This window comes from Mesorhizobium sp. B4-1-4, assembly GCF_006439395.2.
Classification (GTDB): domain Bacteria; phylum Pseudomonadota; class Alphaproteobacteria; order Rhizobiales; family Rhizobiaceae; genus Mesorhizobium.
This window is the reverse complement of record NZ_CP083950.1, coordinates 4,775,168-4,787,973: the sequence shown is the minus strand read 5'-3', so window position 1 is coordinate 4,787,973 and position 12,806 is coordinate 4,775,168. Positions and strand designations below refer to the sequence as shown.

The 12,806-nt window shown below is 64.1% G+C and carries 11 protein-coding genes; 4 read left to right on the top strand and 7 right to left on the bottom strand.

The annotated features are described in order from the left end of the window. Nucleotides 1–34 precede the first annotated feature (34 nt). The 5 genes from FJW03_RS23025 to FJW03_RS23005 all read right to left on the bottom strand — a co-directional run bounded on the left by FJW03_RS23025 (nt 35) and on the right by FJW03_RS23005 (nt 6,300). Nucleotides 35–499 (bottom strand): MucR family transcriptional regulator, encoded by a 465-nt coding sequence (locus FJW03_RS23025; protein WP_140697220.1) that lies wholly within the window; start codon nt 497–499, stop codon nt 35–37. Between the two features lie 211 nt (nt 500–710). After that, on the bottom strand, nt 711–1,415 hold the full coding sequence (locus tag FJW03_RS23020; protein ID WP_140766802.1) for an ROK family protein: 705 nt from the start codon (nt 1,413–1,415) through the stop codon (nt 711–713). A 15-nt stretch (nt 1,416–1,430) separates the two neighbouring features. After that, a complete protein-coding gene (gene zwf, locus FJW03_RS23015) occupies nt 1,431–2,807 on the bottom strand; it encodes a glucose-6-phosphate dehydrogenase (RefSeq protein ID WP_140612515.1) in 1,377 nt (458 codons plus the stop codon). A 22-nt stretch (nt 2,808–2,829) separates the two neighbouring features. Next, nucleotides 2,830–3,843, bottom strand: a complete 1,014-nt coding sequence (gene gnd / locus FJW03_RS23010) for a phosphogluconate dehydrogenase (NAD(+)-dependent, decarboxylating) (protein ID WP_140697215.1) — start codon at nt 3,841–3,843, stop codon at nt 2,830–2,832. A 51-nt stretch (nt 3,844–3,894) separates the two neighbouring features. After that, the gene (locus FJW03_RS23005; RefSeq protein ID WP_140766801.1) at nt 3,895–6,300 is read right to left on the bottom strand and encodes a glucan 1,4-alpha-glucosidase; all 2,406 of its coding nucleotides are present in this window, start codon (nt 6,298–6,300) and stop codon (nt 3,895–3,897) included. Between the two features lie 202 nt (nt 6,301–6,502). On the opposite strand from FJW03_RS23005, the gene FJW03_RS23000 reads away from it, so the two are divergent. From FJW03_RS23000 to FJW03_RS22985, 4 genes are read left to right on the top strand one after another with little or no spacing between them, the layout of a single operon-like run. Beyond that, nucleotides 6,503–7,516 carry an ABC transporter substrate-binding protein gene (locus FJW03_RS23000; RefSeq protein ID WP_140766800.1) on the top strand — a complete coding sequence of 338 codons (1,014 nt, stop codon included), beginning with the start codon at nt 6,503–6,505 and terminating at the stop codon, nt 7,514–7,516. 49 nt (nt 7,517–7,565) lie between these two features. Beyond that, the gene (locus FJW03_RS22995) at nt 7,566–9,083 is read left to right on the top strand and encodes a sugar ABC transporter ATP-binding protein (RefSeq protein ID WP_181173345.1); all 1,518 of its coding nucleotides are present in this window, start codon (nt 7,566–7,568) and stop codon (nt 9,081–9,083) included. 1 nt (nt 9,084) lies between these two features. Continuing rightward, on the top strand, nt 9,085–10,065 hold the full coding sequence (locus tag FJW03_RS22990) for an ABC transporter permease (protein ID WP_140766799.1): 981 nt from the start codon (nt 9,085–9,087) through the stop codon (nt 10,063–10,065). A 3-nt stretch (nt 10,066–10,068) separates the two neighbouring features. Beyond that, a complete protein-coding gene (locus FJW03_RS22985; protein ID WP_140766798.1) occupies nt 10,069–11,016 on the top strand; it encodes an ABC transporter permease in 948 nt (315 codons plus the stop codon). A gap of 116 nt (nt 11,017–11,132) precedes the next feature. Here the strand turns inward: FJW03_RS22985 and FJW03_RS22980 are convergent, their stop codons facing one another. Together FJW03_RS22980 and FJW03_RS22975 are read right to left on the bottom strand one after the other, a co-directional pair. Continuing rightward, nucleotides 11,133–12,083 carry an IS481 family transposase gene (locus tag FJW03_RS22980; RefSeq protein WP_140613602.1) on the bottom strand — a complete coding sequence of 317 codons (951 nt, stop codon included), beginning with the start codon at nt 12,081–12,083 and terminating at the stop codon, nt 11,133–11,135. 148 nt (nt 12,084–12,231) lie between these two features. Beyond that, the gene (locus FJW03_RS22975) at nt 12,232–12,762 is read right to left on the bottom strand and encodes a TetR/AcrR family transcriptional regulator (RefSeq protein WP_181169153.1); all 531 of its coding nucleotides are present in this window, start codon (nt 12,760–12,762) and stop codon (nt 12,232–12,234) included. Nucleotides 12,763–12,806 lie beyond the last annotated feature (44 nt).

The window sequence follows — 12,806 nt, the reverse complement described above, 5'->3', positions numbered from 1 at the left end:
CCAACCGTTTTAATATTGGCTCAGGACCAAATGCTCAGGCCGAAACCTTGGCCTTCCGGCCTTTGGCCTTGGCGGGTGCCGGCGCGGCTGCCTTGCGACCGAGGCCGATCGACTTCGCCAATTGCGAGCGCGAGGCCGCGTAATTGGGAGCGACCATCGGATAGTCCGCCGGCAGGCCCCATTTGGCGCGATAGGCATCCGGCGTCAGGCCGAAATGCACGCCCAGATGACGCTTCAACGATTTGAACTTCTTGCCGTCTTCAAGGCAGATGATGAAATCCGGCGTCACCGACTTCTTGGGATTGACCGCTGGAACCAGCGGCGCGGCCACTGGAACGGCCGGCTTGCCGAGCCCGCCGATCGAGGTGGCGACGCTGGCGATGAGGTCGGCCAGGCCGGAGGCGGGCAGGCGATTCTTCTCGACGTAAGCGGACACGATATGGGCGGTGAGCTCGAGAAGGTCGATGTCCTTGCGAGCGTCGTTGCTATCGTCGTTCAATCTTTCCTCCGTCTATGGCGCGCGGCCTCGAAAATCGGGATCGGTTTCGAAAGGACGAGGCACAAAATCAAAAATGCCGAATCGTCTTTGGTGTATCCGTGGGAGCACGCCGGCAGTGCGGCGGAATTCCTAGTCGGCAAATCTGCCCAAGGCAATGATTTAGCGCGGCATCACACGTTATTTTGAACGACTATACTAAACTGTAATAATATCAGACGATCAAGGCCTTGTCTCGCCATAGACGAAAGCCGCCTTCGAAGGCCCGTGTGTTGTCGCCGCGCCTGCTGTTGGCGGGCAGTTGGTCGAGCTTGTCGACATTGCCGCCACCGATGACGATATAGTCGGGCTGCATGGCTACGCGGAGCCGGTCGACGATGTCGAAGACGTAGCCGCGCCACTTCTTCTTGCCGCGCTTTTGCAGGCCGCGCTCGCCGACATAGTCCTCGAAACTGCCGCCTTTCCTGTAGGGAAGATGAGCGAGTTCCATCGGCTGGGCGACGTTGTCGAGGATCATCGCCGCACCGAGGCCCGTCCCGAGACCGAGAAACAGCATCCGGCCGCCCTCATAACTGCCGATGGCCTGCATCAGCGCGTCGTTGACCACCTTGACCGGCTTGCCGAACTGCGCGGCGAAGTCGAAGCCGGCCCAGCCCTTGCCGAGATTCATGGGATCACGCGTCGGCTTGTCGTGACGGACCGGACCGGGATAGCCCATCGATACCACGTCATAGGACAGGCCCTCGGCCAGCTTTCTCACCGTTTCGATCATCTGCTGTGGCGTCAGGCCCGGGCCGGAATCGGCCCGGCGCTCCGCACCACCGGCGCTGGTCAGGATCTTGACGTGCGAGCCGCCAATGTCGATCGCCAGCGCGACCTTATCCGTGCCCGATGCTGGTTGCTTCACCGCCTTGGCCATCCATGTCCGCTCCACTCACGCCACCGGGTCGATCCAGCCATTGGGCGGCCCGAAGCCGGCCATGGCGTCCGCCGGCCCCCAGGTCTTCGGCTCGTAAAGATGCGGCGGCGTGGTGTCGCCCAGCACCGGACCGACGATGCGCCAGGCAAGCTCGGCCGCGTCCTGGCGGGTGAAGAGCTGGCCGTTGCCGTTCATGGCGTCGCCGATCAGCCGTTCGTAGGGAGGCATGTCGCCCTTGCTGTCGTCCAGCGCCGTCAACTCGACCTGCTCGCCGATCATGTCGTCGCCGGAAGCCTTGCGCTGGGCGCCGATGGCGATCATCACCTGCGGGTCGATGCGGAAGCGCACGTAATTCTGGTCGGCGGGCTTGATCGGATCGAAAACGTCGAGCGGCGGCCGCTTCAGCCGCACCACCACCTCGGTGACATGCACCGGCATATTCTTGCCGGCGCGGATGAAGAACGGCACGTCCTGCCAGCGCCAGGTGTCGACGAAGAAGCGCACCGCCGCGAAGGTTTCGACCGGCGAGTTCGGCTTGACGCCGGGCTCGGCAAGATAACCCTTGAACTGGCCGCGCACGACATCGTCCCTGGTCAAGGTCCGGATTGCCCGCAGCACCTGCACTTTCTCATCGATGAGGTCGTCGGCGGAGCGGCCGACCGGCGGCTCCATGGCCAACAGCAGCAGGATGTTGAGCAGATGGTTCTCGATCACGTCGCGGATGGCACCGACATCGTCATAGAAGCGGCCCCGCCCCTCGATGCCGAAATCCTCGGCCATGGTGATCTGCACGCTCTCGACGAAATTTCGGTTCCAGATCGGCTCGAGCAGGGAATTGGCGAAGCGAAAATAGAGCAGGTTCTGGATCGCTTCCTTGCCGAGATAGTGGTCGATGCGGAAGATCGACTGTTCGTCAAACACAAGGTGGAGCACCCGGTTCAGCCAGCGCGCCGACTGCAGATCGTGGCCGAACGGCTTTTCCACCATCAGTCGGGCGCCATGCGCGGTGCCGGATTGTTCAAGCCCTTGCACGACAGTCTCGAACATCGTCGGCGGAACGGCCATGTAGTGCAGCGGCCGCTGGGCGCTGCCGAGCGCCGTCTTCAGCTTCTCGAACGTCGCCGGATCGCGATAATCGCCGCTGACATAGCGCAGCAGCGACGCCAGCTTGGCGAACACCCTCTCGTCGACCTTGCCCAGCGTGTTGACGATGCCGTCGCGGGCGCGGTCCTGCAACTGCTTCAAGTCCCAGGCGTCGAAGGCAACGCCGATCACCGGCTCGGTGAGCGTACCCTTGGCGACCATCTGGTAAAGGGCTGGAAATATCTTCTTGTGGGCGAGGTCGCCGGTCGCCCCGAAGAGCACCAGCGTATCGGATCGTTCCTGGCTCATGCGTGCGTCTCCCGCTTTGGCGTCACTTGCCTGCCTTCGGCTTCTCGACGTGGCCGCCGAACGCGTAGCGCATGGCCGACAACAGCTTGTCGGCAAATTCGGATTCGCCCTGCGAGGAGAAGCGGTCGAACAGGGCCGAGGACAGAACTGGCGCCGGCACGCCGGTGTCGATCGCCGCCTTCAGTGTCCAGCGGCCTTCGCCGGAATCCGAAACCCGGCCGCCGAACTGCGCCAGCGCCGGGTCGCTCTTCAGCGCGCCGGCGGTGAGGTCGAGCAGCCAGGAGCCGATGACGCTGCCATGCCGCCAGACCTCGGCCACCTGGGGAAGGTCGATGTCGAACTGGTAGTATTGCGGGTTTTCCAGCGGGCTGGTCTCGGCGTCCGCAGTGCGTTGCCTTTTGCCGGCGTTGGCCGATTTCAGGATGTTCATGCCTTCGGCATAGGCGGCCATGACGCCATATTCGATGCCGTTGTGCACCATCTTGACGAAGTGGCCGGCCCCGCTCGGCCCGCAATGCAGGTAGCCGAAGGGCGCGGTGCCGGCATCCTTGGGCGGATTGGAACCGGCATCGGCGCCCGGGGCCAGCGTGGCAAAGACCGAATCGAGGTGCTGCACCGCCACGTCGGGACCGCCGATCATCAGGCAGTAGCCGCGATCCAGGCCCCAGACGCCGCCGCTGGTGCCGACATCGACGAGATGGATACCCTTGGGGGCGAGTTTCGCGGCCTGGTCGACGGCGTCGTGATAGTAGGAATTGCCGCCGTCGATGACGATGTCTCCGGGCTCCATCAGGGCCGCGACCTGATCGATGATCTTGCCGGTGATCGCTGCCGGCAGCATCAGCCACACACAGCGCGGCTTGGCGAGTTTGCCGACGAATTCCGTCAGGGATGCCGCTCCCAAGGCGCCGTCGGCCACCAGGGCGGCGACGCTGGCCGGGTTGATGTCGTAGACGATGCATTCATGGCCGTCGCGCATCAGGCGCCGGACCATGTTGGCGCCCATCCGGCCCAGTCCCATCATTCCGATCTGCATGGTCTTCGTCCCTGTTTCTTGGAGGATTTGCTGGATTTATCGAGGAAGGGTCTATTGGCTGCCCTGAGCGCCTGACATGACGGAGAAATCGACATTCTCCCAATCGCCGGTCCCGGGCCAGAAAAAAGTGAAGATCAGCGTGCTGCCGTCGGGTAGGCTTGCCGTGGGCAGATCGACAAGGTGGATGCCGAAAGCATTTTCCGCTGTCTGGCTGTCGCGGGCGGTTGCCCAATTGTCGGTGCTCCAGCGGACGGTCGCGGCTGCCAGCAATTCGACGCGCAGCGTCTTGCCGGCGGGCAGCGTGCGGATCTTGTTGTTGAAGCGCCAGGTCCGGAACGGCGATACGGTCTTGTCCTCGATGTAGCGCTTCACGCCTTGCGGCGGCATGTCGAAGACCGCCCCGTCGCGTAGCGAGCGCAGAAGCTTGATGTGCTCGGAATGCGCCCAGACCAGGGGCATGGCGCTGCCCGAGGGGCCACCACGCAGCAATTCGCGCTCGGGCAGGTCGGTGCCGTCCCAGACCTGCTCCGGCAACAGGCCGCCTGGCCCGGCCGATCGTTCCATTGCCGCCAGCAGCTCGGCCGCTTTGTCCTTACGCCCTGCCGCCAGCTCGTAATGGGCGCGTTCGCCGGCCAAAAGCGGCCAGGGGCGCCCCTGTCCGGTGCCGTCGAAGGGCGCGCCATCTTCGTGCTCGCCATAGCCGTCGCCGGTATAGCGGTACCAGAGCGCCCCTTGCGGCAGCCCGCAGCGCAATCGCGCGTCGATGACCTTGACCGTCTCGACGATGCGGGGATCGTCGGCGGCCCTCAGGCCAAAGCGCACCAGCGCCAGCGCGTCCGGGCTGACGATTTCCTGGGCGGGCCTGTCGGTGTCGCCCGGCGGCCGGTTCTTGATCGGCACATAGCCGTCCTTCGGCGAACCGGCATCGGCGCTGTCGGGCGGTGCGATGCGGACGTAGTAGCCTTCGACGCCGACCGCCTTGCAGATCGCCGTGGCGGTGACATAGGTCCAGCGCTCGACCTGGTCGTTCCAGCCATCGGCCGTCTCGCGCAGATAGGCGGCGGCCGCCTTTTCGCCGCAGGCGTCGAGCAGGTCGGCGCCGGCAAGCAGGGCGGCGATCTCGACCGCCAGCGTGAACGGGCTGTAGCCGGCGTCCTCTTCCCAGCGATCCTCGCCGGTGACCGGTCCGTTGCGCACGACGTAAGCGGCGGCGCTTTCGATCATCGGCAGGAAGGTTTTCAGCCTGGCGCGCGGCAAATGGCCGGCGCGATGCAAGGCGTCGGCGAGCAGCAGCGGAAAGGCGCATTCATCCATCTGGATGCCGGGCCAATAGGCCGACCCGTCGAGCCAGGCATTTTGCGGCCAGTGGCCGTCGGGCTGCTGGATGGAGCGGAGATAGCCGAGGATCTGCAACGCCGAAGCGGCGTCGCCGGCGGCGAGGAAGCCGCCCGCCGTTTCGACCAGATCGCGCGGCCAGACCAGATGGTAGCCGCCAAGATCGTCATCGCCCTTGTTGAAGCCCCAGGGGATGGACAGGCTGGCGACCGCCGCACCCGGAATGGCGATCGAGCGGTGCGTTGCCAGGACAGCTGTGGAGACGCGATAGCGGTTGACCTCGCCATGCCGGTCCAGTGGCAACAAGCCCGATTGCCATTTACGCCACATCTCGACGCAGGATTTCGCCGCGGGCTCAAAGCCCCGCTTCGAGCTGGCGAAGGCATTTTCGGCGGCCTCTTCGGGTGTTGCGCCAAATCCCAATGCCAGCACGGCTTTTGTCCAGGCAGCGGTAAAGCCGATCTCGCCGGTCAGCGCGACATTGCCGTCCTCGGCCCGCTGGCAAGCCGGATCGAGTGCGCCGGTGTTGTGAAGCTGCTGCCAGCCGTCGGAGAAGCCGACATAACCGGCCGAACAGTCTCGCCACGACAGCGACGAGGCCAGCGCCAGGCAGGTGCCGCGTCCCGAGGCGAACAGCACGGGCTTTCCCTTGTGGTCGCCGACCCAGGCGGTGTTGCCCATGCCGGCATTGACCAGATGCGGCGCCAGGAGGACGTAGACCCGGTAGTCGGCGACAGCGCCCTTGAGCGGGATGAAGGTGATCTCCTGCAGCAAGGTCGGGCGGGCCGGATCGGCAAGGATGCGTTTCTCGATCCGGCAGGCGCCATCGTTGGCCGTGTTGACCAGCCTGTAGGCGGGAACGCCGGCCTCGAACGGTTCGATGGCATGCGTGGCGTCGCGCTTTTCTTCACAGAAGTAACCGTCGGGTCCGGTGACGATCAGGCCAAGGTCGCGCGTGCAGGCGCTGTCGAGGCGCGGATAGTAGATCTCGTTCAGGATGCCATGGCTGATGGTGAACCAGACTTGGCTGTCCCGGGAAAGCGCCGACCCGACACCGCTCTTGGCGCTGGACGTCCAGCGCGCCGGGATTCCCGGTGCGCCCGGGGGGACGGTCGGCGTCATGGTTTCACCCTCATGCACGCAGGACTAGCCATCCGCCGAAGCCTTTTCAACCGCCGCACCGCAAGTTGATCGCCAGACAGCTACCGATCGCAGTTGACAAGCGCGCCCAACTACATTTGTCTGACAATAGATAAAAAACAGGTACGCAGGCACGACGTCATCGAAATCAGCCACGACAAACAACTCTTGGGAGGAGCATGACATGAAGAAACTGTTCGTCTTGGGCACCCTGGCAGCGGTGCTGGCAGCCGGTACGGCTTTGGCCGATACCAGCGGCAAGAAAATCGCATTCTCCAACAACTATGCCGGCAATTCGTGGCGGCAGGCGATGCTCGACAGCTATGGCATCGTCACCAAGAAAGCGGTGGACGACAAGGTCGTCGCCGCCGCCGATGTCTTCACCACCGCCGACAAGGAGGTGCCGACGCAGGCGGCGCAGGTGCAGAACCTGATCCTGCAAGGCTATGACGCCATCGTCATCAACGCCGCCTCGCCGGACGCGCTCAACGGTGCCATCAAGCAGGCCTGCGATGCCGGCATCGTGGTCGTCTCCTTCGATGGCATCGTCACCGAACCCTGCGCCTACCGCGTCGTCGTCGACTTCAAGGACATGGGCAAGCAGGAAGTCGAGCACATGGCCAAGTTCCAGCCGAAGGGCGGCAACCTGCTTGAAATCCGTGGCCTTGCCGGCACTTCGATCGACGATGCCATCCACGCCGGCATCCTCGAAGGTGTCGCCGCCCATCCCGAATTCAAAATTGTCGGTTCGGTCACCGGCGACTGGGACCAGACCACCGCCCAGAAGGCGGTGGCGACCGTCCTGCCGTCGCTGCCCGACGTCGTCGGCATCGTCGACCAGGGCGGCGACGGCTATGGCGCCGCACAGGCCTTCGCCGCAGCCGGCAAGCCGCGCCCGACCATCATCATGGGCAACAGGCAGGATGAGCTGAAGTGGTGGAAGGAGCAGAAGGACAAGGACGGCTACAAAACCTGGTCGGCATCCATCGCGCCCGGCGTGTCGTCGCTCGCCTTCTGGGTGGCACAACAGGTGCTCGACGGCCGCAAGGACATTCCGCATGACCTTCTGGTGCCGTATCTGGCCTTCACCCAGGACGACTTCGAGGCAGCCCTGCCGAAGATCAAGGAGGGCGGCGTCGCCACCCACGAATACAGCCAGGAAGATGCCATCGCGGCGATCAAGGCCAACATCAAGTAAAATTCGCGGCAGCGTTGCCGTCCATATCGCCTAGCGGGTATCGTTGATCATGGCTGAAGGCAACGCTGACATCATCAGACTGAACGGCGCCGAAAAACGTTTCGGCGCCGCCAATATCGACATTGTAAGACTTGACGGTGCCGAAAAATATTTCGGCGCCGTTCGCGCGCTGGGCGGGGTGGATTTCCACGTCGGGCCCGGCGAATGCGTCGGCCTTGTCGGCCACAACGGCGCCGGCAAGTCGACCTTGATGCACATGATGGCCGGCACCTCGACGCCCGACAGCGGCAGGATCGCGGTGCATGGCGGCATCGAGGAGAACTGCTCGGTGTCGAGGGCACAGCAGCTCGGCATACGCTGCGTGTTCCAGGAACTGTCGCTGTGCCCCAATCTCGACGTCGCCGAAAACACGCGCATCAACCACGCCTCCCTCACCGGCTTCGGCTGGCGCGGCAGGGCGGCCGAGCTGATCGCCGGCAAGCTCGACGAGATATTTCCCGGCCACGGCATCTCCGCGTCCGACATTGTCGGCGATCTTTCGATCGGCCGGCGCCAGATGGTCGAGGTGGCGCGCGCCTTCACGGTCACGCAGGACCGGCTCGACCTCGTCATCCTCGACGAGCCGACGTCGTCTCTCGACGCCCATACCGCCGGCCAACTTCTGGCCTTCGTGCGCCGCTTCGTCGCCAGCGGCAAAAGCTGTATTCTCATCTCGCACGTGCTGGGCGAGGTATTGAGAAATGCCGACCGCATCGTGGTGATGCGCGACGGCAAGGTGGTGGCGTCGGAAGCCGCGGGTGCCTTCGACCGCGACCGGCTGGTGGCGGTCATGGGCGGGGCGGAAGCCCGCCAGAAGATGGCGGCCGAAATAGTGGCCAAGCCAGGGGCCGGTCCGCTGCGGGTTCGGGCGCGTCCCGCCGTGCAGAAGGACGGCGTTGACCTCGTCGCCCGCGCCGGCGAGATCATCGGCCTTGCCGGGCTGGCCGGCCACGGCCAGACCGACCTGCTGCTGGCGATCTTCAATGCCGCATCACACGCCAGGGCCGGCGTCGAGGTAACGGCACCAGTGGCGCTGGTCGCCGGCGATCGCCAGTCGGACGGCATCTTCCCGCAATGGTCGATCGCGCAGAACATCGGCATCCGCTCGCTGGCCCGCCTGCGCAACGGGCTGCTGATCTCGCCGCGACGCGAGGCCGAGCTCGCGGCGTCGTGGCAGAAGAAGATCGGCATCCGTACGCCAGACATGAACAACAACATCTTTTCGCTTTCGGGCGGCAACCAGCAGAAGGCGCTGTTCGCGCGCGCGCTGGGCTCCGATGCCGGGATCGTGCTGATGGACGATCCGATGCGCGGCGTCGACATCGGCACCAAGCTCGAAGTCTACGATCTGGTGCGCGAGGAAGCCCGGCGCGGCCGCACCTTCCTCTGGTACACAACGGAAACCGAAGAGCTGGACAATTGCGACCACATCTATGTTTTCAAGAACGGCCGCATCGTCGCCAATCTCACACGCGACGAGCTCACCGAAGAGAAGATCATCCAGTCCTCCTTCGGCGACGCGGCCTGAGATGACGGCAGCGACTGTCGAATCCCATCTCAAGGCGTCCGCGGCGCGCGGGAGCGCGGCACGTGCCCGACTGCTGCGCGGGTTTCTGCCAGCGCTGTCGCTGGTGCTTGTGCTGCTCGCCATCGCCTGGCTCAACCCGCGTGCGATCAGCTATTTCGGCTTCAGCCTGATGCTGAACCTGGCGATCCCGATCGCGCTGGCAACGATAGCGCAGATGTTCGTCATCGCCGGCAACGAACTCGACCTGTCGATCGGCACCTTCGTCGGGTTCGTCGGCTGCGTCACCGCGACATGGCTGAAGGACGCGCCGCTGATAGGTGTCGCCATCCTGCTCGGGTCGATCGGCATCTATGCGCTGCTCGGCGCGCTGATCCATCTGCGCAACCTGCCATCGATCGTGGTGACGCTTGGCATGAGCTTCGTCTGGCAGGGGCTGGCGATCCTCGTGCTGCCCAAACCAGGCGGAAAGGCGCCGGATTGGCTGCTGGCGATCCTGTCGTTCAAACCGCCCTTCGTTCCTTTCCCGATCATCGCCGCGCTGCTGATCGGGCTCATCGTCCATTTCGGCCTGATGCGTACCTCCTACGGTGTGATCCTGCGCGGCTCCGGCGGCAATGCGGCAGCCCTTCGGCGCGCCGGCTGGTCGCTGCTCAAGACCAAGGTCGTGCTGTTTGCGCTCGCCGGCGCGTTCGGTGTGCTGTCCGGCATGGCGCTGATCGGCATCACCACGTCGGCCGACGCCAATATCGGCAATGGCTACACGCTGCTTTCGATCGCCGGCGTCATCCTCGGCGGCGGTGAATTCGTCGGCGGCCGGGTCTCGCCGATCGGTGCCGTGATCGGTGCGCTGACGCTGGCGTTGGCCGCATCTCCGCTGCTCACCTTCATGCACATCCCACCCGACTGGCAAGTGGCCGCAAACGGCGCCATCCTCATCATCGTGCTGGCGGCGCGGGTGCTGATCAGCCGCAGGGAGAGGTGAGCGATGACATTGGTGAAGTCGCTGGCCGCCAAGCCCTGGATCTGGTCCTTTCTCGGCGCGCTGCTGGTGTGGCTGGCGACGATCGCCTTCACCGGCGGCTATGGCGCCGGCGGCATGGTCACGGCTGCCCTGTCGCTTGCCGTGTTCACGGTCATCGTCGGCATTGGCCAGATGTTCGTCATCACGCTCGGGCCGGGCAATGTCGACCTGTCCCTGCCGGCCAATATCGGCCTCGCCAGTGCCGTCGCCATGAAGGTGATGGGCGGCAGCGATTCCATGATCGTGGTCGGGCTGATTGCCGCGCTGGCTTGCGGTGCCGCAATCGGCGCAGTGAACTACCTGTTGATCTGGGCGTTGCGCATCCCGCCGATCATCGCCACGCTGTCGGCCAGCTTCATCATCCAGTCGGTCGACATCAGCTATGGGCGCGGGCTGCAGATCAAGCCGCCGCCAGGCTTCGCCGATTTCACCAATTGGCAAATTCTTGGCATTCCGGTGCTGGCAATGCTGACCGTGCTGTTCACCATCGGCGCCGGCATAGCTTTGCAGCGCATGATCTATGGTCGCTCCGTGCTGGCGATCGGGCAGAATATCCGCGCCGCCTGGCTGGCCGGCATCAATGTCGGCCGCATCCGCTTCCTCACCTACACTCTGTCGGGCGCGCTCGGCGGCATCGATGGCGCGCTGCTCGCCGCCTATTTCCGCGGCGCCAATGTCGATATCGGCAATGAGTACCTGCTCGCCTCGATCGCCGTCGTCGTCATCGGCGGCACGTCGGTGGCGGGTGGCAAGGCCAACGTGCCCGGGGTCTGGGGCGCCGCACTGTTCCTGGTGCTGCTGCTCACAATGCTCAACACGTTCGGCGTGAGTGCCGGCGTGCGGCTGCTACTGACGGGGCTGATCATCGTCGGCGTCATAACGGTGGCAGGTGGCGAGAAGGCGGTGCGCTGAACCGCGCCTTCGTCATCCTCGGGCTTGACCCGAGGATCCATGCGGCTACATCGCTACGGAACGCAGCGGAACAAAACTCTGCAGCGCCGTGACGCCTTGAGGTCGCGGCATGGATCCTAGGTGTTTAGTCCCGGCATTTGATGGACCGGGTCGAGTCTGAACCGTTCGGGCTCTTTTTTCCAGATTTTGCAGATGAACTCATAAGGCGTGAGGCCTTTGAGGGTCTTGAGCCTGCGTGCGAAATTGTAGGCTGAGATGAAGTCGGCGAGGTGTCGGCGCAGCTGATCGTGATCGTCATAGTGGAAGCACTTGACGGTCGCGTCCTTGATGGTTCGGTTCATCCGCTCGACCTGGCCGTTGGTCCAGGGATGGTTGATCTTGGTGAGCCGGTGCTCGATGCCATGGTCGGCGCAGACATCATCGAAGATATGCCGGGGGGCATGGCGGTCGCAGCTTCGGTTGGTGAACTGGATGCCGTTGTCGGTCAAAATGGTGTGGATGGCATAGGGCACGGCCGCGATCAGATCTCGCAGGAACTGGACCATCGTCATCTTGTCCGCCGTCGCGTGTAGCTGCGCATAGGCGAACTTGGACGTCCGGTCGACGGCAACGAAGAGACGCAGCTTGCCCTCGGCGGTCTGCACATCGGCGATATCGATATGGAAATAGCCGATCGGATAGGCCTGAAACTTTTTCTTGGCCGGCTTGTCACCATCCACCTGCGGCAATCGCGAAATACCATGGCGTTGAAGGCAACGATGCAAGGACGAGCGTGTCAGATGCGGGATCGTCGGCTGAAGGGCATAGAGACAATCATCCAGTGGCAGCAGCGTGTGCTTGCGAAAGGCGACGATGGCCGCCTCTTCCTCCACAGACAACACCGTCGACTTCGGGTCCTTGGGGCCTGTCGGAAGATCGGCGGTCGAGGTTCGGTTCTTCCACTTTCGAACCGTCTTCTGATCGATCCCGTAGCGCCTGGCCAGCGCCCTCAGGCTCTCTTGACTATTTTGTATTGCTCGACGGATTGCCTCTGTCGTCGTGGCGCGGCCGTGCAGAACTTGTCCCATAACGCATCCTTCCAGTCGGAAGAAAATATCGCACCATTAAAGCTCGGGATCAAACACCTAGGGTCTACGCCGCGTCGCTGCGCTCCTTGCTCCGCCCTAGGATGACGAAGTATGGGAGGTTCGGCAAAACGGCAACGTATCGAACTGCTCACACTTCACCGCTCACCCGCAAATGCCGCGCCAGCATTAGCCGCAATTCCTCCAGCACGCCGTCACGCAGTCTTTTTTCGCCAACCAGTGCCAGCGGGATGCGCATCAACTGCGGCACGATGACGGCGAGCCGCTCGGCCTGACCCAAGGGGAGCGGCGGTTCGGCCTGCGCGAACAGGGCGGCGATCTGCTCACGCCGACGGGCCCGCATCTTGCGCCGCCAGGCTTCGTCGCCGGGAAGATCGAGCAGCGCGGAATAGGCCGGGTGCGTAGCGAGAAAATCGCCAAGCAATTCGAACAGCGCATCGGCGATGGCTGCCGGCGCCAGGCCCTTGGCGCGTTCCTGCAAGGCGTCAAGCTGCGTGGACAGGCTTTCCGCGTTCTCGGCCAGAATGGCTTGCGCCAGGGCCTCCTTGGTCGGGAAGAACAGATAGAGCGTGCCGATGGCCGCGCCCGCGCGTGCGGCAATCTCGGTCATCGTCGTGGCGTCGAAACCCTTCTCGACGAACAGCGCTGCCCCGCTCGCCATGAGCGCCGCGACCCGCTCTCGCCCTCTTTTTTGCTGCGGTGCAC